Source organism: Micromonospora sp. A202 (assembly GCF_006715105.1).
GTDB classification, from domain to species: domain Bacteria; phylum Actinomycetota; class Actinomycetes; order Mycobacteriales; family Micromonosporaceae; genus Micromonospora; species Micromonospora zamorensis.
On sequence record NZ_VFMP01000001.1, the window covers coordinates 2,584,338 to 2,609,883 of the forward strand.

21 protein-coding genes and 2 riboswitches are annotated in these 25,546 nt (G+C 70.1%); of the genes, 11 read left to right on the plus strand and 10 right to left on the minus strand.

Going from position 1 to position 25,546, the window contains the following annotated elements; genetic code table 11:
- Positions 1–155 precede the first annotated feature (155 nt).
- Both FBZ33_RS11905 and FBZ33_RS11910 read left to right on the plus strand, forming a co-directional pair.
- Positions 156–1,238 carry a glycoside hydrolase family 19 protein gene (locus tag FBZ33_RS11905; protein WP_141909078.1) on the plus strand — a complete coding sequence of 361 codons (1,083 nt, stop codon included), beginning with the start codon at positions 156–158 and terminating at the stop codon, positions 1,236–1,238.
- A 259-nt stretch (positions 1,239–1,497) separates the two neighbouring features.
- Entirely contained in the window at positions 1,498–7,113 is a 5,616-nt protein-coding gene (locus FBZ33_RS11910) for a GH92 family glycosyl hydrolase (protein ID WP_141909079.1), read from the plus strand.
- Between the two features lie 145 nt (positions 7,114–7,258).
- On the opposite strand, the gene FBZ33_RS11915 is transcribed toward FBZ33_RS11910, so the two are convergent.
- The 3 genes from FBZ33_RS11915 to FBZ33_RS11925 are packed head-to-tail and all read right to left on the minus strand — an operon-like array spanning position 7,259 to position 8,825.
- Positions 7,259–7,864, minus strand: coding sequence for a histidine phosphatase family protein (locus tag FBZ33_RS11915; RefSeq protein ID WP_221629458.1), 606 nt, complete (start codon positions 7,862–7,864; stop codon positions 7,259–7,261).
- Complete coding sequence (locus FBZ33_RS11920; protein ID WP_141909080.1) at positions 7,861–8,631, minus strand: CbtA family protein; 771 nt, start codon at positions 8,629–8,631, stop codon at positions 7,861–7,863. The genes FBZ33_RS11915 and FBZ33_RS11920 overlap by 4 nt, the downstream gene beginning before the upstream one ends.
- Positions 8,622–8,825: a CbtB domain-containing protein gene (locus tag FBZ33_RS11925; RefSeq protein WP_141909081.1), complete on the minus strand. Its 204-nt coding sequence runs from the start codon at positions 8,823–8,825 to the stop codon at positions 8,622–8,624. The genes FBZ33_RS11920 and FBZ33_RS11925 overlap by 10 nt, the downstream gene beginning before the upstream one ends.
- A gap of 58 nt (positions 8,826–8,883) precedes the next feature.
- A riboswitch (cobalamin riboswitch) is annotated at positions 8,884–8,964 on the minus strand.
- 35 nt (positions 8,965–8,999) lie between these two features.
- Between FBZ33_RS11925 and FBZ33_RS11930 the strand changes: the two genes are divergently transcribed.
- From FBZ33_RS11930 to FBZ33_RS11945, 4 genes are all read left to right on the plus strand, one after another.
- A complete protein-coding gene (locus FBZ33_RS11930) occupies positions 9,000–9,299 on the plus strand; it encodes a hypothetical protein (RefSeq protein ID WP_141909082.1) in 300 nt (99 codons plus the stop codon).
- A 361-nt stretch (positions 9,300–9,660) separates the two neighbouring features.
- Positions 9,661–10,668: an ABC transporter permease gene (locus FBZ33_RS11935; protein ID WP_141909083.1), complete on the plus strand. Its 1,008-nt coding sequence runs from the start codon at positions 9,661–9,663 to the stop codon at positions 10,666–10,668.
- A 40-nt stretch (positions 10,669–10,708) separates the two neighbouring features.
- The gene (locus FBZ33_RS11940; RefSeq protein WP_141909084.1) at positions 10,709–11,761 is read left to right on the plus strand and encodes an ABC transporter substrate-binding protein; all 1,053 of its coding nucleotides are present in this window, start codon (positions 10,709–10,711) and stop codon (positions 11,759–11,761) included.
- The gene (locus tag FBZ33_RS11945) at positions 11,761–12,579 is read left to right on the plus strand and encodes an ATP-binding cassette domain-containing protein (RefSeq protein WP_141909085.1); all 819 of its coding nucleotides are present in this window, start codon (positions 11,761–11,763) and stop codon (positions 12,577–12,579) included. Before FBZ33_RS11940 ends, FBZ33_RS11945 begins: the two co-directional genes overlap by 1 nt.
- 25 nt (positions 12,580–12,604) lie before the next feature.
- Here the strand turns inward: FBZ33_RS11945 and FBZ33_RS11950 are convergent, their stop codons facing one another.
- Both FBZ33_RS11950 and FBZ33_RS11955 read right to left on the minus strand, forming a co-directional pair.
- On the minus strand, positions 12,605–13,327 hold the full coding sequence (locus FBZ33_RS11950) for a FadR/GntR family transcriptional regulator (protein ID WP_141909086.1): 723 nt from the start codon (positions 13,325–13,327) through the stop codon (positions 12,605–12,607).
- 8 nt (positions 13,328–13,335) lie between these two features.
- Positions 13,336–14,730, minus strand: coding sequence for an enolase C-terminal domain-like protein (locus FBZ33_RS11955; protein WP_141909087.1), 1,395 nt, complete (start codon positions 14,728–14,730; stop codon positions 13,336–13,338).
- A 370-nt stretch (positions 14,731–15,100) separates the two neighbouring features.
- Positions 15,101–15,318, plus strand: a riboswitch (cobalamin riboswitch).
- A 191-nt stretch (positions 15,319–15,509) separates the two neighbouring features.
- On the opposite strand from FBZ33_RS11955, the gene FBZ33_RS11960 reads away from it, so the two are divergent.
- A complete protein-coding gene (locus tag FBZ33_RS11960) occupies positions 15,510–17,837 on the plus strand; it encodes a ribonucleoside-diphosphate reductase subunit alpha (RefSeq protein ID WP_255509121.1) in 2,328 nt (775 codons plus the stop codon).
- Between the two features lie 41 nt (positions 17,838–17,878).
- Complete coding sequence (locus FBZ33_RS11965) at positions 17,879–18,874, plus strand: ribonucleotide-diphosphate reductase subunit beta (RefSeq protein WP_141912599.1); 996 nt, start codon at positions 17,879–17,881, stop codon at positions 18,872–18,874.
- On the opposite strand, the gene FBZ33_RS11970 is transcribed toward FBZ33_RS11965, so the two are convergent.
- On the minus strand, positions 18,871–19,782 hold the full coding sequence (locus FBZ33_RS11970) for a MerR family transcriptional regulator (protein ID WP_141909088.1): 912 nt from the start codon (positions 19,780–19,782) through the stop codon (positions 18,871–18,873). The two genes, FBZ33_RS11965 and FBZ33_RS11970, sit on opposite strands and share 4 nt — an antisense overlap.
- 118 nt (positions 19,783–19,900) lie before the next feature.
- On the opposite strand from FBZ33_RS11970, the gene eno reads away from it, so the two are divergent.
- Positions 19,901–21,166 (plus strand): phosphopyruvate hydratase, encoded by a 1,266-nt coding sequence (gene eno, locus FBZ33_RS11975; protein ID WP_141909089.1) that lies wholly within the window; start codon positions 19,901–19,903, stop codon positions 21,164–21,166.
- A 36-nt stretch (positions 21,167–21,202) separates the two neighbouring features.
- Here the strand turns inward: eno and FBZ33_RS11980 are convergent, their stop codons facing one another.
- The 3 genes from FBZ33_RS11980 to FBZ33_RS11990 are packed head-to-tail and all read right to left on the minus strand — an operon-like array spanning position 21,203 to position 23,087.
- Complete coding sequence (locus FBZ33_RS11980) at positions 21,203–21,610, minus strand: arsenate reductase ArsC (protein ID WP_141909090.1); 408 nt, start codon at positions 21,608–21,610, stop codon at positions 21,203–21,205.
- Between the two features lie 17 nt (positions 21,611–21,627).
- Positions 21,628–22,719 carry an ACR3 family arsenite efflux transporter gene (gene arsB / locus FBZ33_RS11985; RefSeq protein ID WP_255508819.1) on the minus strand — a complete coding sequence of 364 codons (1,092 nt, stop codon included), beginning with the start codon at positions 22,717–22,719 and terminating at the stop codon, positions 21,628–21,630.
- Positions 22,716–23,087: a metalloregulator ArsR/SmtB family transcription factor gene (locus FBZ33_RS11990; RefSeq protein ID WP_141909092.1), complete on the minus strand. Its 372-nt coding sequence runs from the start codon at positions 23,085–23,087 to the stop codon at positions 22,716–22,718. The genes arsB and FBZ33_RS11990 overlap by 4 nt, the downstream gene beginning before the upstream one ends.
- A gap of 104 nt (positions 23,088–23,191) precedes the next feature.
- Between FBZ33_RS11990 and FBZ33_RS11995 the strand changes: the two genes are divergently transcribed.
- Positions 23,192–23,689, plus strand: a complete 498-nt coding sequence (locus FBZ33_RS11995; protein ID WP_141909093.1) for a GNAT family N-acetyltransferase — start codon at positions 23,192–23,194, stop codon at positions 23,687–23,689.
- Between the two features lie 46 nt (positions 23,690–23,735).
- Entirely contained in the window at positions 23,736–25,130 is a 1,395-nt protein-coding gene (locus tag FBZ33_RS12000) for an FAD-dependent oxidoreductase (RefSeq protein WP_141909094.1), read from the plus strand.
- 50 nt (positions 25,131–25,180) lie between these two features.
- Here FBZ33_RS12000 and FBZ33_RS12005 read toward each other — a convergent pair whose 3' ends face one another.
- Positions 25,181–25,534: a TraR/DksA C4-type zinc finger protein gene (locus FBZ33_RS12005; protein WP_088947824.1), complete on the minus strand. Its 354-nt coding sequence runs from the start codon at positions 25,532–25,534 to the stop codon at positions 25,181–25,183.
- Positions 25,535–25,546 lie beyond the last annotated feature (12 nt).

Genomic DNA, 25,546 nt, shown 5'->3' on the forward strand with positions numbered 1-25,546 from the left:
CGGAAAGCGGCCGAAACTTCCGACGTCCCGCCACCGCTCCGCCGAGGCGGTGGCTCCATCGCAACAGTAAAGAAAGTAAACAGAAAATGTTACAGTCACCTATGTCTATACCTGGCCGAGTCTGCGGCCAGTGGGTCCCAGGAAGGAGTGATCACATGACGAGACTGCGCGCGCTGGTCGCGCTGGTGGCACTGACCGTCGTCGGCGGGTTGGCTGCGGTCATCCCGTCGACCGCTGCGTCGGCAGCCGCCTGTTCAGCATCGTGGCAGGCCTCGGCCGTCTACTGGGGAGACGCACAGGTCTCCCACAACGGCCGCAACTACCGGGCGAAGTGGTGGACCCAGGCCGAGGCGCCACCGGGTACGACCGGTGTCTGGGAGGACCTCGGCGCATGCGGGGGCGGCACCACGCCGCCGCCCACCGGAGGCACCTGCAACCACCCGAACTGGGCTGCCGGAACCTGGTACGCGGCAGGGGCGATCGTGCGGTACACCAACGGTCTCTACTACGTGGCCGAGCACGACAATCCCGGCTACGACCCCATCGTCAGCACCTGGTACTGGGAGCCCTACACCTGCGGCGGCCAGCCACCCACCACCCCGCCGCCCACCGACCCGGGCGGCTTCGTGGTCACCGAGGCCCAGTTCAACCAGATGTTCCCGGGCCGCAACTCCTTCTACACGTACTCCGGGCTCGTCGCCGCACTCAGCGCCTACCCGGCGTTCGCCAAGAGCGGCAGCGCCACCGTCCAGCGTCAGGAGGCAGCCGCCTTCCTGGCCAACGTGCACCACGAGACCGGCGGCCTCGTGCACGTGGTCGAGCAGAACACCGCGAACTACCCGCACTACTGCGACCCTGGCCAGCCCTACGGGTGTCCGGCCGGGCAGGCCGCCTACTACGGGCGTGGGCCGATCCAGCTCAGCTGGAACTTCAACTACAACGCCGCCGGAAACGCCCTCAACCTGCCCCTCCTGACCAACCCGTGGCTGGTGCAGACCGATGCCGCGGTGGCCTGGAAGACCGGAATCTGGTACTGGATGACCCAGAACGGGCCGGGCACCATGACCGCCCACAATGCGATGGTCGGCGGTGCCGGGTTCGGTGAGACGATCCGCAGCATCAACGGCTCGATCGAGTGCAACGGCGGAAACCCCGCCCAGGTGCAGAGCCGCGTCACGAAGTACCAGCAGTTCGTCGGCATCCTCGGTGTGTCCGCCGGAGCCAACCTCTACTGCTGATCCGCAGCCGGGCCTCGGCGCACGTCGCCGTACGGAGTCGGGGCCCGGCAAGCGGTCGAGGGTAACCCAGCCGGTTTCATCGCCATCAACCCGTTGACACGGCTGTGCTGCGCCCGGAACTATCAGCGACAGTCCACCCGCCCCGACTCGTTGTTTGCCAACTCCAATGACAACGATGTCAGGGCACCGCCCACCACGCTCCACTCAGTCCAGACCTTCGACGTACTCGACCCGTTCGAGTCGAAAGGCCCCGTCCCTCATGTCGCATACCCCCCTTGCGCGTTCCCTGTCTCCCCGCCTGATCGCCGCGACGACAGCCGTCCTGCTACCGCTGGGCCTGCTCGTCGCCGCACCCCTGGCCAACGCCGCCCCCACCTCGGCGACGCCCGGCAACTTCAGCTCCTCGTTCGAGACCGCCGACCCGCAACCCGCCTCCAGCACTGTGGAGGTCGGCGCGAACGGAAAACCGGTCCAGGGCAACCTGAGTGGCAAGGTCACCACCCTGCCCGGCAGCCTGCTCGGCCAGGTCAGCGCCGTGACCGCGAGCGACGAGAACCAGCCGCGCGAGATCGCCGCGAACCTCAAGGACGACGACTCGTCGACCAAGTGGCTGATCTTCCAGTCGAGCGGCTGGGTGACCTACCAGCTCGCCAAGCCGGCGACGGTGCTGCGCTACTCGCTGACCTCGGCCAACGACGCGCCGTCGCGCGACCCCAGGGACTTCGCCGTCCAGGGCTCCAACGACGGCAGCACCTGGACCGACCTGGACAAGCGCGTCGGCCAGACGTTCAGCGGCCGGTACGCCACCAACAGGTACAGCTTCACCAACACGAGCGCCTACGCCTTCTATCGGCTGAACGTGACCGCGAACTCCGGTGACTCGCTCGTGCAGCTCGCCGACTGGAACATCAGCGACGGCTCGGACGTCCGTCCGCCGGCCACGCCGATGGTCAGCGAAGCCACCGCCGGTCCGAACGGCGGCTACACCACCAAGCCGGACGCCGGGTTCACCGGGCTGGCCGCGCTGCGCTACTCCGGTGGCGCCGAGGGCGACGGCCGGTCGTACGCGACCAACAAGCTGTTCGACGTCAACGTCCCGGTCGGGCCGAAGACCCGTCTGTCGTACAAGATCTTCCCGGAGTTCACCACGGGCAACGCCCGGTACCCGTCCACCTACGCCGCCGTCGACCTGCACTTCACCGACGGCAGCTACCTGAGTGGGCGCTCGCCCGTCGACCAGCACGGCTACCTGCTCACCGGTGCCGGCCAGGGCGCGTCGAAGGTGCTCTTCGCCGACCAGTGGAACCTGGTGCAGGCCGACCTCGGCACCATCGCCCGCGGCAAGACGATCGACCGCATCCTGCTGGCGTACGACAACCCGCAGGCCACCGGGGACACCCAGTTCCAGGGGTGGCTCGACGACATCGAGCTGACGGCCGCGCCGGCGTCGATCGACGGCACGAAGCTGACCAACTACGTGGACACCCGTCGGGGCACCAACTCGACTGGCGGTTTCTCGCGCGGCAACAACCTGCCGATCACGGCGGTGCCGAACGGCTTCAACTTCTTCACCCCGGTGACCGACGCGACCTCCAACTCCTGGGAGTACGAGTACCACCGGATCAACAACGCAGCCAACCTGCCGATGTTGCAGGGGCTCGCGATCTCCCACGAGCCCAGCCCGTGGATGGGTGACCGCAACCAGATGTCGGTCATGCCCGTCGTCGGTGGCGGTTCCCTCACCGGCCAGCCCGCCAGCCGCGCGCTCGCCTTCAACCATGACGACGAGACCGCGCAGCCAAACCTCTACCGGGTCACGCTCCAGAACGGCCTGGTCGCGGAGATGTCGCCCACCGACCACGCCGGGATCATGCGGTTCACCTTCCCCACCGGGCAGGCGACCGGAAGTCTCGTCTTCCACAACGGCACCTTCACCATCGGCACGGACGGCACCCTCACCGGCTGGGTCGACAACGGAAGTGGCCTGTCGGCCGGTCGTAGTCGCATGTTCGTGTCCGGTGCCTTCGACCGGGCGCCGACGGCAACCGCCGCGACCTCGGCCACCTTCGACGTCTCCACCACCCGGGAGGTGACGATGCGCCTCGCGACGTCGTTCCTCTCCGTCGACCAGGCGCGCCGCAACCTCGATCTGGAGGTCACCGGCAAGAGCTTCGACCAGGTCCACGCCGCCGCGACGGCGATGTGGAAGGACCGGCTCGGCCGGGTCGAGGTGCGTGGCGCCACCGAACCGCAGCTGGTCTCGATGTACTCGAACCTGTACCGGCTGAACCTCTACCCGAACTCGCAGTCGGAGAACACCGGCACCGCCGCCGCGCCGCGCTGGCAGTACGCGAGCCCGGTCTCGGCGCCGACCGGCGCGTCGACCCCCACCCAGACCGGTGCGAAGATCGTCGACGGGCAGATCTACGTCAACAACGGCTTCTGGGACACGTACCGCACCGTGTGGCCCGCCTACGCGCTGCTGTACCCGGACGTCGCCGCCCGGATCTCCGACGGGTTCGTCCAGCACTACCGCGACGGCGGTTGGATCGCCCGCTGGTCGTCTCCCGGCTACGCCGACCTGATGACCGGCACCAGCGCCAACGTGGCTCTGGCCCAGGCGTACCTCACCGGGGTCAAGCTGCCCGACCCGCTCGCGGCGTACGACGCGGCCGTCAAGGACGCGACCGTCGCGTCCGGGCGCAGCGCGGTCGGACGCAAGGGCATCGAGACGTCGCTGTTCCTCGGCTACACGCCGACCTCCACCGGGGAGTCGGTGTCGTGGGCGCTGGAGGGCTTCATCAACGACTACGGCATCGGCAACATGGGTGCGGCCCTCGCCAAGGACCCGGCCACGCCGAAGTCGGAGCGCGCCCGGCTCAAGGAGGAGTCGCGCTACTTCCTGGAGCGCGCCCGCAACTACGTCCACCTCTTCGACCCGAAGTCGAAGCTCTTCCAGGGTCGCGACGCCGCCGGTAACTTCCTCGCCGGCGACCCGCTGGACTGGGGTGGCGTCTACACCGAGACCAACGGATGGAACTTCGCCTTCACCGCCCAGCAGGACGGTCAGGGTCTGGCCAACCTGCTCGGTGGGCAGAAGGCGCTGCGGGACAAGCTCGACACGTTCTTCTCCACCCCGGAGAACGCCGACCGACCCGGCGGGTACGGCGGCGTCATCCACGAGATGATCGAGGCGCGCGCGGTGCGGATGGGCCAGCTCGGCATGAGCAACCAGCCGTCGCACCACATCCCGTACATGTACAACTTCGCCGGCGCACCGGCGAAGACCCAGGCGACGGTACGGGAGATCCTGCGGCGCCTCTACGTCGGCAGCGAGATCGGCCAGGGCTACCTGGGCGACGAGGACAACGGCGAGATGTCGTCGTGGTACATCCTCAGCTCGCTGGGCATCTACCCGCTGCAGGCCGGGTCGTCCGAGTGGACCATCGGTTCGCCGCAGTTCACGAAGATGACAGTGCGTCGCACCACTGGCGACATCGTCGTCAACGCGCCGAGCAACAGCACCCGCAACGTCTACGTGCAGGACGTCAAGGTCAACGGCAAGAAGCAGCGCGGTCTGTCCCTGGACGTGGCCGCACTCGCCAAGGGCGGCACCATCGACTTCCAGATGGGCTCCAACCCGTCCTCCTGGGGCAGCGGCAGGAACGACGCGCCGCCGTCGTTGACCAAGGGTGACCAGGCGCCGAAGCCGTTGCAGGACACCACCGGCCCCGGCCTCGGCACCGCGACCGCAACCGGCGGTCAGGACGCCTCGAAGCTGTTCGACGACTCGTCCACCACGCAGCTGACCTTCACCTCGGCGACCCCGCAGATCTCCTGGGCGTTCCGTGGTGGAAAGCAGAAGCCGACGTACTACACCGTCACGTCCGGGGCGAGTGCTGGCGATCCGGCGGACTGGCGACTGCAGGGCTCCAACGACGGCATCACGTGGACCACAGTGGACTCGCGCAGGGACCAGGTGTTCCGGTGGCGCAGTCAGACCCGCCCGTACACGATCGACAAGCCGGGTCGGTTCGCGCAGTTCCGTCTCGCGGTCACGAAGACCGTCGGCGCCGCGCAGACCAGTCTCGCCGAGATCGAGTTGCTCGCCGGTGGCGACGTGGCCATCGGAGGCGGCGACATTGCGGTGACCGCCGCGTCCGGCGTGCACGCGACGTCCGGCGTACCGGTCTCGGTGCCGCTGGCGTCCGTCACCGGTGGCACCGCGACCGGTTACCGGGCCACGATCGACTGGGGTGAAGGCACACCGGTCACCGAGGGCACCGTGACGCTGAGCTCGCGGGCCGTCTACAACATCGGTGGGTCGCACACCTACGCCACGCCGGGCTACCACCAGGCGAACGTCACGGTGACCGACGGCGAGAGCCAGAGCTCCGCGACGGTCGGCGTCGAGGTGGCGTACGCCCCGACCTCCGGCCTCACCGCCGCGTTCGACACCGTCTGCGTCGGTGACGAAGGCGTCCTCGCGGCGGACTGCGACGCCAAGTCGTGGGCGTACTCGCGGGCCGCCCTGGCGGCGGGCGGTGCGACGCAGGGCCAGCGGCAGCAGGTCCCGGGGACCGCGTTGCAGTTCACGCTGCCGGTGATCCCGGCCGGGCAGCCGGACAACGCCACCGGCAACGGTGCCACGGTCCTGCTCGACCTGCCGGAGGACGCGAAGAGCATCTCCTTCATCGGCGCCGGAACGCAGGGCAACCAGAGCACCACCGGCACGGCGAACTTCAGTGACGGCAGCACGGCCAGCATCCCGATCCAGATGAGCGACTGGACGCTGGGCGGCAACGCCAACGGCACCCCGTCCTACGGCAACATCGTCGTTGCCCGGACGGCGTACCGATTGAACGGCACGAGCCGGGACGGCGCCCAGCCGTTCCTGTTCGCGACCGCGCCGTACCAGATCCCGGCGGGCAAGACGCTGGTGTCGGTGACCCTGCCGACGCAGACCGGTGACCCCCGCACGGCGGGCCGGATCCACGTGTTCGCCGTCGCCAACGACGGCACGCCGGCCCCCGCGCTGGCCACTGTCGCCCCGAAGGACCAGACGGCGAACGCCGGGCAGGCCCTCGCGGCGAACCTCGGTTCGGTGACCGGCGGCGTTCCCGGCACGACCGGCTACCGTGCCCGCGTCCAGTGGGGTGACGGTACGGCTCCGGACGACGTCACCATCGGTGCGTCCGGTGCGATGAGCGGGCAGCACACCTACACGCGGGAGGGCACCTACACGGTGCACGTCACCGCGTGGGACACGCTGTCGAGCAGCACCGAGGCCTTCACCGTGACCGTCGCGCGGGGCGGCTCCCAGCCGACGATCGCGCTGTCGGCTGCCGGCGCAGTCACCACCGGCGGCACTGTCACCGTCGACGGCAGCGGGTTCGCCGCCGGTGAACAGGTGACCGTCAGCGTCGGCACCGACCCGGCCCGGGCCACGAAGGTCGCGGCCTCCGCGACGGGCACGGTCCGCGTCTCGGTCCCGACCTCCGGCGACGCGCAACCCGGCCGGTACGCGGTCACCGCGACGGGCGCGTCGACGCGTACGCCGGCCACGGCCACCGTCCAGGTGACCGGGCAGGCCCAGGCGCCGACCTACCAGCCGCGGGTGGCACTACTGACCACCTCGGGTCCGCGTGGCACGTCGATCACCATCGACGGTTCCGGGTTCGTTCCGAACGAGGCGGTCACGATCACCGTCGGGAACGGCCTCGCGGTCAGCACGGTCCGCGCGAACGGTGACGGTGTCATCTCAGGCGCGACGGTCAGCGTTCCGGGTGCGGCGAAGGCGGGCGCGACCAGCGTCACGCTGAGCGGTGAGAAGTCGGCGACGAAGGTGTCCCGGCCGTTCACCGTCACCGGCTAGAACGAAGTCGACGGTTTGGGCGGGTCGTACTCACGGCCCGCCCAACGTCTGAGCCGTCGGCGTTCGGACATTGATCGACTCGGTTTTACGGAAGTCGGGGCATCGAGGCGCCGTGGATGCCCCGATTTCCGCGATCGCGAGTGGATCATGAAGGGGAGTGGGCCTGCGGCGCGCCCAGTCGGAGCTGCCAGCGTGCCCCCCGACCGGTGAGCCGGACGATCGCCAGCGGCTCCACGTCCACCTGCCGGTAGGTCGCCAACGGCAGGTCGAGGGCGTGCACGACCGCGACCCGGATCACCAGCGGGTGGGTGATCGCCGTGATCCGCTGACCGCGGCCCCGTTGCCCGTCCAACCAGTGACCGACCCGTTCCCGTACCGCGGCGACGGACTCGCCGCCGTGCGGCGCGGACTCCGGTGCGGACATCCACGTGTGCAGCGCCTGCGGCTGCTCCACGGCGATCTCCTCGAGCGACCGCCCGGACCAGTCGCCGTAGTCGCAGTCGGCCAACGCCGTCTCGATCGTCGGCAGCAGACCGAAGGCGGCGGCGGTCTGCCGGGCCGCCGCCGCTGGGCTGCACAGGCAGGTGTCGTGCATGCCAAGGTGCCCACGCCGGTCCGATCCGGCGTGGGCCTGGGCGAGGGCGGCGCGCAGACCGGCCTCGTCCAGGCCGTCGTCAGCGCCGCCGAAGCGGGCCCGGCGCAGGGCGGCGGTGTGACCGTGGGCGACCAGCCGGAGGCTGGTGGCGGTCACGTGCTGGGCAGCGCGGCGGCGGCCCGACGGCGTCGATCGTGGTGCATCAGGGCCGCGAACAGCAGGCCGATCCCGGTCCAGAGCACCACCTGGGTGCCGAGGGAGGCCAGTCGGAAGTTCCACAGCAGCGTCGCGGGGAAGTCGGTGGGGACCTCCTGGAACGACGGAAGCACCACGTAGGACGCGACGGTGACCAGCAGGAAACCGCCGACGGCCGCGGCGACGCGTTGCCACAGTGGCGCGTGCGCGCCGACCGACCGGTAGCCCAGCGAGCCGGCCCACACGGCCACCAGACCGAGCACCACCATCAGCAGATAGGTGGCGGTGCGTTGGTTGATGGTGGCCGGGTCGCCGACCGCCGGCGGGTTCGCCGGGTACTTGAGGAACGGCACGATCACCGCGCCGAGCAACGCCGCAGCGGCCAGCAGCAGGCCGGAGCGCCCGTCGTCGTCGGTCCGTCGCCGACGGGCCAGCAGGACGTACGCCGTGGCCAGCAGACCGCCCATCGCGGCGCCGAACAGGCCGGTGGCCAGGAACAGCCCGCCGCGCTGGCCGCTCCGGGTGACCACTGCCTCGGCGTGCTGGTGCCCGCCAGCGGCGGGTTCGGCGTGCGAGGCCGCCTCCTCGATAGCGATGGCGGCCTCGACGTGCGGTTCGCCGGCGACGTAGGCGAACGTCCCGGCGAGCAGGCCAGCGATCAGGCCGGCGAGCAGGCCGCGGACGAGGACGGCGAGGAACGTGGGAGCGGTGGTGGCGTTCAGTGGCACGGAACACCGAGCAGGTGCCGGCCGTCGTGCATGAGCTCGTGCAGGTACGTCCCGCTGCGCGACACCGCACCCTGGTCGAACGCGACGAGGTAGGCCAGCAGGGTGAGCGCGACGACGGTCGCCAGGACCGTCCACAAAAGACGCGCGGTGCCAGCGGGATTCACCAACGGCTGGCTGGACGTGGAGCTGGACATATGATCACGAACCTCCCCGGGGATGACGCGTCCCCATCGCAAGGCTGCGGACGACCGAGCGTCCTGGCTCGCGGGCCCCATTTTGAGGTGGGGGAACCGCTCACAGTGGCGCGACCGCGCCGGAATCACACCGGCTTCCCTCGCGTCGCCGCAGATAGTGGGTCGACGGTATCGGTGCCGCCGCAGGCGGTCAACCCGGCCCCGCAGTGGGTGAAGCGCCTGCGCCCGAGGACTCAGCGCCGCCCGATTCGTCAGATCAAACCCGATCGCTGGCGGCGGGCATCGTCCGCCGCCGCCGAACCCGACGCGACGGCGAAGCTCTCCGAGCCGGTGGCCGGGTGGACGGCGCGGTCTGGACGACTGTGGAACCGCAGCCCGCTGTCGAGCACGCGCTCGACAGCGATCGGCCCGGGCCGGCTGATTTTCGGCTCGGACCGGCCGGTGTGTCTGCTCGCCGCCTCATACACCGGCTGAGTCGGAACGAGGCGAGCGCGGCGGGCGTCGAAGGCATAGCATGTTATCGATAACAATCGGATTGTGGTTCGTTGGCTCGCGGGGCGGCCATCGACAACAGATCATGCCGTTCTGGTCGGACGTAGGGCTCCGAAGGCTCGCGTAACGACGGCAAAACATGGTCGCAAGACCTTGGCAACACACGTACGTGCATGGCATGGTAACGCCTGATCAAGGGAAACATCCGACCTATCTCCATGGGTGGTGCGGGCCCCGAGTCCGTCTCTCCCTGCCGAGGAGGCTCGGCCGGTCACCGGTGCTCCGCTCGCCGACGGCTCTCCCGTCGCGTGCGGCGCCACGCTTGGGGAGGTCAGGGCCGACGATGAGCACCGTCGAGGCAACCACCGGCACGCAGCACGGCACGCCCAGCGACTGGTTCCGGGATCGGATCTCCCACGCCGTCTCCGAGCTGACCGCCGCCACCGCGCTCGTCGTGCTGTTCATCGTGTTGAGTTTCGCCAGTCCCTACTTCCTGACCGCGGACAACCTCTTCAACATCGGTGCGCAGACCGCGGTGATCGCCATCATCGCCACGGCGCAGACGATGGTCATCATCACGAAGGGCATCGACCTCTCCGTTGGGTCGGTCGCCGCGCTCGCCGGCGTGGCGGGGGCGATGGTCGTACGCGACCTCGGCTTTCCACTCTGGGCGGCGACGGCGGTCGCGATCGGCGTCGGCGCACTGGCCGGGCTGCTCAACGGGCTGCTGGTGACCGTGGCTCGGATCCCACCGTTCATCGCGACGCTGGGAACGATGTCCGTCGGACGAGGGCTCGTCTTCATCATCACCGGGGCGGCCGGCGTCTACGGCCTGCCCCGATCCTTTCAACTGCTCGGCAACGGGGAGATCGTCGGCATCCCGTTCGCCGTGGTGATCACCGTTCTGGTCGCAGTCGGTGTCGCCTTCCTGCTCTCCCAGACCCGCTTCGGTCAGTACACGTACGCGATGGGCTCCAATCTGGAGGCCGCACGCCGGTCGGGCATCCGGGTCGGTCGGCACCTGACCGGCGTGTATGTGCTGGCGGGTGTGCTGGTCGGTCTGGGCGGCATGATCGCGGCCTCCCGGGTCAACTCCGGTCAGCCGAACTACGGGATCTCGCTGGAGCTCGACGTCATCGCCGCCGCGGTCATCGGCGGGGCCAGCCTCTTCGGAGGTCAGGGTCGGATCGTCGGGACCATCATCGGCGCGTTCCTCATCGCCCTGGTCCGCAACGGCGCCGTCCTGCTCGACATCAGCATCCACTACCAGCAGGTGATCGTCGGCCTGATCATCTGGGCCGCCGTCTACTTCGACCAGTACCGCCGACGGCGGCTGGAATCACGGGGTTGACATGCCATTCCGAGAGTCCGAACGAGGAAGGACACACACCATGGCACACACCACCACCAGCCGGCGGGCACGAGGGCCACTCCTGCGCGCGCAGGCGATTCTGGCCGTGGCCGCGGCGACCGCTCTGCTCAGCGCCTGCGGCGGGGTCGAGGTCCGGGACGGAGGCGACGGCGCGACCAAGGACGCGAGCGGGCCGTTGAAGCTCGCCGTCGTCCCGAAGGCGGTCGGGGCCGACTACTGGAACACGGTGAAGGCGGGTGCCGAATGCGCCGCGCAGCGCGCGGGTGACGTCACCGTCCAGTGGGACGGGGTGACCACCGAGACCGATGTCGAGGGTCAGGTCAACCTGATCCAGAACTACGTCACCAAGAAGGTCGACGGCATCGTCTACGCCGCCACCGACTCCAGTGCGTTGGCGCCCGCCACCGACAAGGCGCTCGCCGCGAACATCCCGGTCGCGATGATCGACTCCGGCACCAGCCCGCAGCCGTCGAACGTGCCGCTGTTCGCCACCGACAACCGCGCGTCGGCCACCGAGGCGGCGAAGCTGCTCGCCACCGAACTCGGCCCCGGCAACCACGAGGTGGCGCTGGTCGAGTTCCAGCCCGGGTCGCAGACCAACACCGAGCGGGTCGACGGCTTCAAGGCCGGTCTCGCCCAGTATCCGAACCTGAAGCTGGTCGGCCAGCAGCCCAGCCGCAGTGACGTCAACGAGGCACGACGCGTCACCGAGAACATCCTCACCGCCAACCCCAACCTCGCGGGCGTCTTCGCTGCCAACGAGCCGAGTGTGCTCGGCGCCGCGCAGGCCATCCAGGCGGCCGGCAAGTCCGGCAAGGTGGTCATCATCGGGTGGGACGCCGCCCCGGACGAGATCGCCGGGGTACGCAGCGGCCAGATCTCCGCGCTGGTCGTGCAGAACCCGTTCAAGATGGGCTACTTCGGGGTCGACAAGATGGTCAAGCACCTGCGGGACAAGGCGCCGCTGGCGTCGGCCGACACCGGCGTCACGTTCGTCACCAAGGACAACATCGACTCCGCGGAGATCAAGGCGGTGCTCGAGCCCAGCTGCGCCAACCCCCCGGTGCAGTGATGGGTACGACCCCGACGGCCACCGCCGACAGCGACCGGCAGCCCACCGCCGACGAGCCGCCGGCCCTCGAAGCCCGTGGCATCGTCAAGCGGTTCGGGCACGTCGAGGCGCTGCGCGGCGCCGACTTCACTGTCCACCGGGGTGAGGTCGTCGCGCTGATCGGCGACAACGGCGCCGGAAAGAGCACCCTCATCAAGACGCTGTCCGGTGTGCACCCGCCCGACGAGGGCGAGATCCGGGTCGGTGGTCGTCCCGTCCGGTTCTCCACGCCGGTCGACGCCCGGCGCGCCGGGGTGGAGACCGTCTACCAGGACCTCGCCGTCGCCGACGACCTCAGCGTGGCCGCCAACCTGTACCTCGGGCGGGAGATCCTGCGCTCCGGGCCGCTGGGTCGGCTCGGGCTGCTCGACAAGCGCGCGATGCGGCTGGGCGCGGCCGCCGCCCTTGACGAGCTGGGCGTACGGATCCCGCGGGTCACCACCCCGATCGCGATGTTGTCCGGGGGGCAACGGCAGTGCGTCGCTGTGGCCCGCGCCATCATCTGGGCGACCAATGTGGTCATCCTCGACGAGCCCACCGCCGCACTCGGTGTCGTCCAGACCGGGCGGGTGCTCGACGTGGTCCGGCGCGCCCGCGACGCCGGCATGTCGGTGGTGCTGGTGAGCCACAACATGCCGCAGGTGCTCGAGATCGCCGACCGGGTCGAGGTGCTGCGCCTCGGTCGGCGTGCGGCCCGACTGCGCGCCGACGAGGTCACCACCGACGACCTGGTGGCGGCGATGACCGGGAGCACCGGTGTGGAACGCGACGAGCGGTGACCGTGGCCGGCGACCGCGTGGGCGTTCACGACCGCGCGGTGTCCGAGTTGGCCTCGGCGTCGTCGGGCAACCCGTACAACGACTCCTCCACACCGATCAGGTGGTTGGCCATCCGGATACGGGCCCGCTCCGGGTCACGTGCCGCAAGGGCCTTGAGGATCGCCACGTGTTCGTCGTGGGTACGCCGGTCCGCGCCTTCCTCGTGCAGGCTCCGCCACAGCCGGCCCCGCACGGTGCGCCCGGCGAACGCCTCGATCAACCCGATGAGCACCGGATTCTCGGCGTGCACCGCGATGATCCGGTGGAAGGCGATGTCGATCTCGAGGATGCGCTCGTGGTCCTGCGGTGACTGGCCGACCATCCGGGCCGCCTCGGCGAGCAGGTCACCGGCCTGGGCGAGGGCCTCGTCGGTCATCCTGGTCGCTGCCAGTTGGGCGGCCTCGCACTCCAGCAGTCGCCGGACGGTGTGGATGTGCCGAGGGTCGCCCTGGCCCTGGAAGTCCACCACGAAACCCATCGGGGCCAGCAGTTGGGGCGCGTCGAGGTTGGTGACGTAGGTGCCGTCACCCTGACGGATGTTGACGATGCCGAGGATCGACAGAGCCGACATGCCCTCGCGCAGCGAGCCGCGCGAAACGCCGAGCGACTCGGCGAGGTCCTTCTCGATGGGCAGTCGGTCCCCGGGCTTGAACTGCCCTTCGAGGATCATCCGCTTGATGCCGTTCACCACTTCGTCGGTGCGCGACATGACACCCCCTAGCGGCCGGCGGGGGTGGCCGTCCCACCCGCGATCACGTACGGCTCCGAGGATGACACGGTAGTCGGGTCCGACGCCGCCCAGTAGTGGCCGTCGGGAAACCGGTAGAGCGCGACCGACTCGGGACGCATCCGGGTGGAGTAGCCGGGCTGGCTGGGCAGGACGTAGCCGCTGCCCGAGCCGGTGTCCCGGACGACGCACGGGTCGGTGAAGTGCTCGTGCAGGTGGTCGACGAACTCGGTGACCCGGTCGGTGAGATCCCCGGAGATCGCGACGTAGTCGAGCACCGACACGTGTTGGACCATCTCGCAGAGCCCGACTCCACCGGCGTGGGGGCACACCGGCACGTCGAACTTCGCGGCGAGGAGCAGCACGGCGACGATCTCGTTGATGCTGGCCAGCCGACCGGTGTCCAACTGGCAGAAGTCGATGGCCCCGGCCTGGAACAGCTGCTTGAACATCACCCGGTTGTGACAGTGCTCGCCGGTGGCCACGCCGATGGGAGCGACAGCGCGGCGGACGGCCGCGTGGCCCAGGATGTCGTCGGGACTGGTCGGCTCCTCGATCCACAGGGGTGTGAACTGGGCGAGGGCCTTGACCCACTCGATGGCCTGACCGACGTCCCAGACCTGGTTGGCGTCGATCATCAGGTTGCGGTGCGGGCCGAGGATCTCCCGGGCGATCCCACAGCGGCGGATGTCGTCGTCGAGGTTGGCGCCCACCTTGAGCTTGACGTACCCGTAGCCGGCGTCCACCGCCTCCTGGCAGAGCCGGCGCAGCTTGTCGTCTCCGTAGCCGAGCCAGCCGGCCGAGGTGGTGTAGGCGGGGTAGCCGGTGCGGTCGAGCTCGGCGAGGCGGTCGGCCCTGGTGCTCTCCTTGGCCCGCAGGATGGCCAGTGCCTCGTCCCGGGTCAGCGCGTCGGACAGGTAGCGCAGGTCCGCGATGTCGACGAGTTGCTCGGGGGACATGTCGACGAGCAGTCGCCACAGCGGCTTCCCGGCGAGCCGGGCGACCAGGTCCCATGAGGCGTTCAACACGGCGGCGAGGGACAGGTGGACGACGCCCTTCTCCGGCCCGAGCCACCGCAGTTGGCTGTCGGAGGTGAGGAGTCGGTAGACCGCGCCCATGTCCGAGGCCATCGTCGCCACGTCCAGGCCGACCAGAAGCTGCGCCTGGTGCACCGCGGCCGCGGCGACGATGTCGTTGCCTCGACCGATGGTGAAGGTCAGCCCGTGACCCGCGAGCGGCACGCCCACGCTGTCGACACCGTCGGTGTGCAGGATGACGTACGCCGCCGAGTAGTCGCCGTCCTTGTTCATGGCGTCGGACCCGTCGGCGGTCAGTGAGGTGGGAAAACGGACGTCCTCGACGGTGACGGCGGTGATCTGCGGCATGCGCTCCTCGCCCGGCTAGGCAAAAGATCGGATGATCACCCGGAGTATACGGAGGGCGGTTCTGGCGCGTCAACGACCTTGATCCACCCTGAAGGACGGACATCCACCGTCTCGGGGCCGTCGAACCTGGTCAATGTCCAAACCAGATCCACTGTGCCCATTGGCGCGATACATCAAATCTTTGCCGGGGTCGGCGGCTCGTGGGTCGCGTCGTGCCGTCAGTCGCACCGCCTGCGGCTGCTGCTGCCATCGACGCGCCTCGCCGGCCGGGACGAACCCGCCCCGGTGTGGCTGGTGATCACCGTCACCGGCCCGGCCGCGACACGCCGGGACCGACATGTGGGGTGTGACAACGCCTGCATCCCTATATATGGTGTCGAGCGCAGCTGGTTCGACCGCTCATCCGGTGCGGTCGAGGCAAGAGGGAACCCGGTGGAAATCCGGGACTGTCCCGCAGCGGTGAGTGGGAACGACCGCCGTCATCAGCACTGGGCCACCAAGTGGCCTGGGAAGCGACGGCCAGTAGGAGACCGGCCAGCCCGGTTGTGCCCACGAGTCCGAAGACCTGCCAGCGCGCCGCGTACCCGCACCCGGGTGGGCGGCGGTCCGAGGCCGCGTGGGACGGCTGACGCCACCTGACCCACGCCGTGCCGGCGTGGCGTCCGTCGGTGTCTGTCTCCTCGCGTCCGGACCACCAGGTCTCGAACTCCGAGGAGCGAGTGGTGACAGTCACCGAGATAGTCCCGGTTAGCGGCGACGCGACAGTGCGGCGGACGCCGATGCAGGTCCGCAAGCGCAACGGCGCCACCGAACCCGTGGACGTGAACAAGATCGTCCGGGCGGTCGAGCGGTGGGCCGACGACCTGACCGACGTCGACCCGATGCGCGTCGCCACCCGCACCATCAGCGGCCTGTACGACGGCGCGACGACGGCCGAGCTGGACCGGCTGTCCATCCAGACCGCAGCCGAGATGATCGGCGAGGAGCCGCAGTACTCACGCCTCGCCGCCCGGCTGCTGGCCGGTTACGTCGACAAGGAGGTGCGTCGGCAGGGCATCACCTCGTTCAGCGCGGCGATCCGGGTCGGCCACGCCGAGGGCCTGATCGGAGACGACACCGCCGCGTTCGTCGCCGCACACGCCACGATGCTCGACGCCGCCGTCGACCCGGACGGTGACCGGCGATTCGAGTACTTCGGCCTGCGTACGGTGGCCGACCGGTACCTGCTGCGCCACCCCACCAGCAGGCTGTTGCTGGAGACCCCGCAGTACTGGCTGCTGCGGGTGGCCTGTGGGCTGTCCACCATGCCCGACGAGGCGACCGGTTTCTACCGGCTGATGTCCAGCCTGGCCTACCTGCCCAGCTCGCCGACGCTGTTCAACTCCGGAACCCGGCACACCCAGATGTCCTCCTGCTATCTGGTCGACTCCCCGCTCGACGAGTTGGACTCGATCTACCAGCGGTACGCCCAGGTCGCCAACCTGTCCAAGTTCGCCGGGGGCATCGGCATCGCGTACTCCCGGGTCCGGTCCCGGGGCGCGCTGATCCGCGGCACCAACGGGCAGTCCAACGGGATCGTGCCGTGGCTGCGCACGTTGGACGCGAGCGTCGCCGCGGTCAACCAGGGTGGGCGGCGCAAGGGCGCGGCCTGCGTCTACCTGGAGCCGTGGCACCCGGACGTCGAGGAGTTCCTGCAACTGCGCGACAACACCGGCGAGGATGCCCGACGCACCCACAACCTGAACCTCGCCAACTGGGTCCCCGACGAGTTCATGCGCCGGGTCGAGGCCGACGAGATGTGGTCGCTGTTCGACCCGCACGAGGTGCCCGAGCTGCCCGACCTGTGGGGTGAGCGGTTCGACGCCGCGTACCGCGAGGCCGAGGCGCAGGGCCGCTACGTGCGGCAGGTCCCGGCGCGGGAGCTGTACGGGAAGATGATGCGGACCCTGGCCCAGACCGGCAACGGGTGGATGACCTTCAAGGACGCCGCCAACCGGTTGTGCAACCAGACCGCCGAGCCGGGCAACGTGGTGCACCTGTCTAACCTCTGCACCGAGATCGTCGAGGTGTCCAGCGACGCCGAGACGGCCGTGTGCAACCTCGGTTCGGTGAACCTCGCCGCCCACCTCACCGACGGTGGCATCGACTGGGAGCGGCTGCGCGCCACGGTCCGTACCGCTGTGACGTTCCTGGACCGGGTCATCGACATCAACTACTACCCGACCTCGCAGGCGGCGGCGAGCAACCCCCGCTGGCGGCCGGTCGGGCTCGGGCTGATGGGCCTTCAGGACGTGTTCTTCGCGCTGCGGCTGCCGTTCGACTCGCCGGCCGCGCGGGAGCTGTCCACCCGGGTCAGCGAGGAGCTGTACCTGACCGCGTTGGAGACCTCGGCTGACCTGGCGCGTCGCTTCGGCGCGCATCCGACCTTCGCGCAGACCCGGGCCGCGCGGGGTCAGTTGCAGCCCGACCTGTGGGGCGTCGAGGGTACGCAGGCCGCGCGCTGGGACGCGCTGCGCGAGCGGGTCGAGGCGTACGGGCTGCGCAACTCACTGTTGGTGGCGGTCGCGCCGACCGCGACCATCGCCTCGATCGCCGGGTGCTACGAGTGCATCGAGCCGCAGGTGTCGAACCTGTTCAAGCGCGAGACCCTGTCGGGGGAGTTCCTGCAGGTCAACACCGCTCTGGTACGCGAGCTGAAGGCCCGTGGTCTGTGGACCGAGCGGATCCGGTCGGCGATCAAGCGGGCCGAGGGGTCGGTGCAGGACATCGCCGAGCTGCCGGCCGGCGTACGGGAGTTGTTCCGCACCGCGTGGGAGCTGCCGCAGCGGGCCCTGATCGACCTGGCAGCGGCCCGTGCCCCGTTCATCGACCAGTCCCAGTCGCTGAACCTGTTCCTGGCCGCACCGACCATCGGCAAGCTGTCCTCGATGTACCTGTACGCCTGGAAGGCCGGGCTGAAGACCACCTACTACCTGCGCTCCCGCCCCGCCACGCGGATCCAGCAGGCCACCGTCAGCGCCGTCGCACCCGTCGCACCCGCCTCGGGCGACGCGGAGGCGCTGGCCTGCTCGCTGGAGAACCCCGAGTCGTGCGAGGCCTGTCAGTGACCGCCGCCGACACCCGCACCACCGACACGAGGACCACGCACATGCTGCTCGACCCCGGGATGGACCTCACCCTCCGCCCGATGCGCTACCCGCATTTCTTCGACCGGTTCCGCGACGCCATCCGCAACACCTGGACGGTCGAGGAGGTCGACCTGCACGCCGACCTCGCCGACCTGGACAAGCTGTCGCCGGCCGAGCGGCACCTGGTCGGCCGCCTCGTGGCGTTCTTCGCCACCGGCGACACGATCGTCGCGAACAACCTGGTGCTCAACCTGTACCAGCACGTCAACAGCCCCGAGGGCCGCCTCTACCTGTCCCGGCAGCTGTTCGAGGAGGCCGTGCACGTCCAGTTCTATCTCAACCTGCTCGACACGTACGTGCCCGACGAGACCGAGCGCTTCGCCGCCTTCGCCGCCATCGAGAACATCCCCTCGATCCGTCGCAAGGCCGAGTTCTGCTTCCGCTGGATCGACTCGCTCAACGACCTGCGGGAGCTGCGGTCCCGGGAGGACCGGCGGACGTTCCTGCTCAACCTGATCTGCTTCGCCGCCTGCATCGAGGGGCTGTTCTTCTACGGCGCCTTCGCGTACGTCTACTTCCTGCGCTCCCGTGGCCTGCTGCACGGCCTGGCCTCCGGCACCAACTGGGTGTTCCGGGACGAGTCGATGCACATGGCGTTCGCGTTCGACGTGGTCGACACCGTCCGCGCCGAGGAGCCGGACCTGTTCGACGACGACCTCGCCGACCAGGTTCGGCAGATGCTCACCGAGGCCGTCGAGTGCGAGGTGCAGTTCGCCGAGGACCTGTTGGGCCACGGTGTGCCCGGTCTGACGCTGACCGACATGCGGGAGTATCTCCAGCACGTCGCCGACCGTCGCCTCGCCCAGCTCGGCATCGCCCCGCACTACGGGTCGACCAACCCGTTCGCCTTCATGGAGTTGCAGGACGTGCAGGAGCTGTCCAACTTCTTCGAGCGGCGCGTCTCGGCGTACCAGGTCGGGGTGAGCGGCACCGTCGCCTTCGACGACGACTTCTAGACGACCGATCCGGGGGCCTGGCGTCGCTTGGTGAGCCACCGCATCACGTGCAGGGGGTGCGACGCCGGGTCCGGAATCGGGTGGAAGACCTGTTCGACAGCGCCGTCGGCGATGATCAGCGTCAACCGCTCGTAGAGCGTCATGTCACCGGCGGTGCGGGTCGGCAGACGCAGCGCGTCGGCCAGCGTCAGCCTCGGGTCGGGGATCAGCGGGTAGGGCAACCGCAGCCGGTGCGCGAGTTCCCGCTGGTATCCGGTCGACTGCGCGGAGAGGCCGTACACCCGGGCGGCGCCGGCCGCGCGCAGTTCCGCGTGGTGGTCGCGGAACCAGGCGGCCTGCTCGGTGCTGCCCCGGGCGCCATGGACCTCCAGCAGCCCGTTGGGCAGGTCGACGCCCGGCCGTCCGGTCAGTGGGTACACGAAGATGACGGTGCGCCCGTCGCCGAGCGCACCGAGATCGACCGGGCGGCCGTCGGTGCCGTAGAAGGACAGGGGTGGCAGGCGGGTGCCGACCAGCGCGGTGGGGTCGGTGCCGGCCGCCGCGCTGCCGGGCACGACCTGGGTCGCGGCCGCGTCGAGGCGGGCGTCCAGCGCGTCCCGCTGGGCGGTCAGTTTGCCGATCCGCTCCTGCAGGCCGGTGATGGTGCTGCGGTACGTGGCCACCGCCGCCGCGCACACGTCGGCGTCGTCGGCGCCACCGGCGATCGACTCGACGAACGGGCGGGTCTCCTCGACGGTGAGGCCGAGCGCCATCAACTCGCGGATCTGTGCCACCAGCCGCACCGCGATCGCGTCGTACTCCCGGTAGCCGTTGCCCAACCTCCGGGGCACGACCAGCCCGGCCGACTCGTAGTACCGCAAGGCCCGGACCGTCGTCCCGGTCCGTCGCGCCAGCTCACCCACCCGCATCCCGCGACCCTAAACCCGCACCCTGGGGTACGGGTCAACGTGTCCATCGTCGCGGTGCCAGGACCGCCGTTTCCTGCCAGTCTGGCGGCGAAAAGGCATCGTGAACAGGGAGTATGTGATGACGGCAATCAGTCGGGTACGTGGTCGGCAGATTCTCGACAGCAGGGGCAACCCGACCGTGGAGGCCGACGTGGTCCTCACGGACGGATCGACCGGGCGGGCGGCCGTGCCCTCCGGGGCGTCGACGGGGGCGAACGAGGCGGTCGAGTTGCGCGACGGGGACCGCACGCGCTTCCACGGCAAGGGCATCACGACGGCGGTCGGCGCGGTGAACGGTGAGATCGCCGACGCGGTGACCGGGCTCGACGCGGAGGACCAGGCCCTGATCGACGAGACGATGATCGCGCTCGACGGGTCGAAGGACAAGGGTCGACTGGGCGCCAACGCGATCCTCGCCGTGTCCCTGGCGGCGGCGAAGGCGGCGGCGCTGGCGCACCGGCAGCCGCTCTACCGCTACGTCGGTGGCGTCGGGGCCCGCCTGCTGCCGGTGCCGATGATGAACATCATCAACGGCGGCGCACACGCCGACAACCCGCTCGACTTCCAGGAGTTCATGATCGCTCCGGTCGGAGCGCGGACGTTCGCCGAGGCGGTCCGGATGGGCTCGGAGGTCTTCCACACCCTCCGGGCGTCCCTGGCGGCGGCCGCGCACAGCACCAACGTCGGGGACGAGGGCGGCTTCGCGCCGAACTTCACGGATGCCGACGAGGCGCTGCGTTTCGTGCTGCGCGCCATCGAGGACACCGGCTACGAGCCCGGCACCGACATCACGATGTGCCTCGATCCGGCCAGCTCGGAGTTCTTCCGCGACGGCGTCTACGACTACGTCGGCGAGGGGCGCGAGCGCACCGTCGAGGAGCACATCGACCACCTGCTCGACCTGGTCTCGCGGTACCCGGTCAGCTCCGTCGAGGACCCGATGGCGGAGGACGACATCGCCGGTTGGAAGCGGCTGACGGCGCTGGCGGGGGAGCGGGTGCAGTTGGTCGGCGACGACGTCTTCTGCACCGACGTCGACCGGCTGCGCGACGGGATCGAGGGCGGTTACGCCAACGCGATCCTGGTCAAGGTCAACCAGATCGGCACGCTCACCGAGACCCTGGCGACGGTGGACGCCGCCCACAAGGCGGGGTACCGGGTGGTGATGTCACACCGCTCCGGGGAGACCGAGGACACCACCATCGCCGACCTGGCCGTGGGCGTCGGCTGCGGCCAGATCAAGACCGGCTCGCTGTCGCGCTCGGACCGCACGGCCAAGTACAACCAGCTCATCCGCATCGAGGAGGAGCTCGGCGACCGCGCTGTCTACGCCGGCAGCCGCTGAGGCGCCGGTCCGCGTGGGTGCCGTGCCGCCCGCTGGTCAGGTCGCCTGGCTCAGCTCGGCGAGGAGCTTCTCCACCCGGGCGCGGATCTCGTCGCGGATCGGGCGGACGGCGTCGACTCCCTTGCCGGCGGGATCCTCCAGCTGCCAGTCCTCGTAGCGTTTGCCGGGGAAGACCGGGCAGGTGTCGCCGCAGCCCATCGTCACGATGACGTCGGAGGACTCCGCGGTCGCGTACTCCAGACGTCTGGGGGTCTGGTCGGTGATGTCGATGCCGACCTCGCGCATGGCCTGCACGGCGGCGGGGTTGACCGTGTCGGCCGGCGCGGAGCCGGCCGAGCGGACCTCGACGGTGTCGCCGGCGAGGTGGCGCAGCCAGCCGGCGGCCATCTGGGACCGGCCGGCGTTGTGGACGCAGACGAACAGGACGCTGGGCCTGGTGCTCATGAGGGTTGCCTTCCGGGTTACGCGGTTGCCGAGGGTGCGGGGGTGAAGAAGCGGCGGCGCGCCCACAGGGACACGTAGACCAGCCCGACCAGGACGGGCACCTCGATCAGCGGGCCGACGACCCCGGCGAGGGCCTGACCGGAGGCGACGCCGAAGGTGCCGATCGCGACCGCGATGGCGAGTTCGAAGTTGTTGCCGGCCGCGGTGAAGGCCAGGGTTGTGGTGCGCTCGTAGCCGAGACCGATGGCCCGGCCGAGAGCGTAGGAGCCGGCCCACATGAGGGCGAAGTACACCAGCAGGGGCAGCGCGATGCGGACGACGTCCAGGGGGCGGCTTGTGATCGCGTCGCCCTGTAGCGCGAACAGGATCACGATCGTGAACAGCAACCCGTAGAGGGCGGCCGGGCCGATCCTGGGCAGGAAGCGTGCCTCGTACCAGGTCCGGCCCTTGGCGCGCTCGCCGAGACGGCGGGTGAGGTAGCCGGCGATCAGCGGGATGCCGAGGAAGATGAGCACGTTGCGGGCGATGTCCCAGGCCGAGATCGTCAACTCGGCACCGGACAACCCCAGCCACCGGGGCAGCACCGAGAGGTAGAACCAGCCGAGCAGACCGAAGGCGACGACCTGGAAGACGGAGTTGAGCGCGACCAGGACGGCGGCGGCCTCCCGGTCACCGCGGGCGAGGTCGTTCCAGATGATGACCATGGCGATGCAGCGGGCCAGACCGACGATGATCAGGCCGGTGCGGTACGCGGGCTGGTCGGCCAGGAAGATCCAGGCCAGGGCGAACATCACGGCGGGGCCGACGAGCCAGTTGAGCACCAGCGAGGAGATCAGCAGGCGGCGGTCGCCGGTGACGGTGTCGAGCCGGTCGTAGCGGACCTTCGCGAGCACCGGGTACATCATGATCAGCAAGCCGATCGCGATCGGCAGCGAGATCCCGCCCACCGTCACCGCTTCCAGCGCGCTGTCCAGACCGGGGATCAGGCGACCGAGGAGCAGGCCGGCGACCATCGCCAGCCCGATCCAGGCCGGTAGGAACTGGTCGAGTCGGGAGAGGCGACCGACCACGGCGCTCTCGGCCGGGTTGCTCTGGACGGTGCTGGTCACGAGCAGTCCGGTCGGTCGGTGGGCGCGGCTGCGGGTGTGACGGTGAGCAGTGCGGAGAGCTGGCGCAGCATGGCCGGCCGGGCGCTGTAGTAGACCCAGGTGCCCCGGCGTTCGGCGTCGACGAGCCCGGCCTCCCGCAGCGTCCTGAGGTGGTGCGAGATGGTGGGCCCGGTCAGGTCGAACGCGGGGGTCAGATCGCAGACGCAGATCTCCCCACTCTCGGCGGAGGCGATCATCGACAGCAGTTGCAGCCGCACCGGGTCGCCGAGCGCCTTGAACGCGGGCGCGAGCACCGCGGCGGCCTCTGCTGGCACGCGTCGCTCGGTCAGCGAGGGGCAGCAGGCCGCCGATATCGCTTGATTAGACATTGCTCTAGGTTGACACTGATCTAATCAGCGTGCAACTGTCTGATTCGACAAGCGTCGAGACAGGCATCGTTGAGCAACCGACCCCACCGGGAAGGAACACCTGGATGACTGACCTCACCGTGCGGCCCATGACCGAGGCCGACTCCGACCGGGTCCTGGCGATCTACCAGGCCGGCCTCGACGCCGGCAACGCCAGCTTCGAGATCACCGCCCCGACCTGGACGGCCTTCGACGCCGCCCGGTTGACCGGGCACCGCTTCGTTGCCGTCGACCGCGACGGCACCGTCCTGGGCTGGATAGCGGTCTCGCCGACCTCGACCCGCGCGGTCTACGCCGGAGTGGTCGAACACTCCGTCTACGTCGACCCGGCCGCGCAGGGCCGTGGCGTCGCCCGACTGCTGCTGGACGCGCTGATCACCTCCACCGAGGCCGCCGGCATCTGGACGATCCAGTCCGGAGTCTTCCCGGAGAACGCCGCCAGCATGGCGCTGCACCAGCGGGCCGGGTTCCGCGTGATCGGCGTACGCGAGCGGGTCGGGCGCCACCACGACCGCTGGCGCGACGTCGTCCTGCTCGAACGTCGCAGCCCCACCATCACCTGACGAGCCCGCGCCCCTCAGGCGGGCCACCACATCGAGGAGTCAACGGATGAACGCTCTGGACGGCCTTCCCGTCGTCGTCATCGGCGCCGGCCCGACCGGTCTCGCCGCCGCCGCGCACCTGCACGAGCGCGGCCTGCCCTTCACCATCCTCGAAGCCGGCGACACCCCCGGTGCCGCCGTACGGCAGTGGGGGCACGTGCGCGTCTTCTCACCGTGGCGGTACAACGTCGATCCGGCCGCCCGTCGGCTCCTCGACGAGGCCGGCTGGGTCGCCCCCGACCCGGAGGCCCTGCCCACCGGCGCGGAACTCGTCGGCGACTACCTCCAGCTTCTCGCGGAGTTGCCGCAGCTCAAGCCACACGTGCGCTACGGGGCGCGCGTGGAGGCGATCAGCCGCCTCGGCCTCGACCGGCTGCGCACCGCCGGACGCGACACCGCGCCCTTCCTGCTCCGCCTCGCCGACGGCGACGAGCTGTTCGCCCGCGCCGTCATCGACGCCTCCGGCACCTGGGGTACGCCGAACGTCCTCGGCGCGTCCGGCCTGCCCGCCAGGGGAGAGGCCAACTCGGTCGCCCATCTGGAGCACGCGTTGCCGGACGTGCTCGGTGCCGACCGGGGCCGGTTCGTCGGCCGGCACACCCTCGTGGTCGGGTCCGGCCACTCGGCCGCGAACACCCTGCTGTCCCTGGCCGAGCTGTCCGCCGCCGAACCTGGCACCGAGGTGACCTGGGCGATCCGGACCGCCTCGCCGACGCGTACCTACGGTGGCGGGGCGGCCGACGCCCTCCCGGCGCGAGGCGCGCTCGGCTCGCGCCTGCGGGCGCACGTCGACGCCGGGCGCATCCGGCTGCTCACCGGGTTCTCCGTGCACGCGCTCGCCCCGACCGACGGGCGGGTGAGCGTGGTCGTGCGGCACGCCGACGGCACCGACGAGTCGATCCCCGTCGACCGCATCGTGGCCGCCACGGGCTTCCGACCCGACCACTCCATCGCCGCCGAGCTGCGGTTGGACCTGGATCCGGTCCTGGGCGCGACCCGTGCGATCGCCCCACTGATCGACCCCAACGAGCACTCCTGCGGCACCGTTCCCCCCCATGGCGTGGACGAACTCGCCCACCCGGAGAGCGGCTACTACGCCGTCGGCATGAAGTCCTACGGCCGGGCGCCGACGTTCCTCATGGCCACCGGCTACGAGCAGGTCCGCTCGGTCGTGGCCGCCCTCGCCGGGGATTGGACCGCCGCCCGCGAGGTCCAGCTCGACCTGCCCGAAACCGGCGTCTGCAACAGCAACCCCGCCGAATCGGCGAGCGGCGACAACTGCTGCGGACCGGAGCCGACGGGGCGTGGACTGAGCACCGGCATCTCCGGCGGGTTGCTGTCCGCGCCGCTCAGCCTCGTCGCCCTCGACGCCGCGCCCGCGGGCGCCTGCTGCACCAGCTGATCACCGGGTACGACGACGGTGCCCGTGACCCTCGCGTCCGACGGGCACCGTCACCGCCGGCTGGCGCAGGCCACACACGTACGCGCCGACGGCCGGGCGACCAGCCGCTCGGCGGGAATGGGACGGGAGCACCGTTCGCACACGCCGTAACTGCCGTCGTCGACCCGCCGCAGCGCGTTGTCCAGCTCGGCCAGGCGTCGGCGGGCCGCGTCCAGGACGGCGGTGAGCTGCGCGCGCTCGAAGGCGATGGTGCTGCCCTCGGGGTCGTGCTCGTCGTCGGCGTTGGACGACCGGGAGGCCTCGAAGAGGCTCCGAAGGTCACCGTCCAGGGCTGCGGCCTGCGCTTCGGTCTGCTCACGCAGCCGCAGTAGTTCCTCGCGGACCGCGCTGGAGTTCCTGTCCATGGCAACTCCACC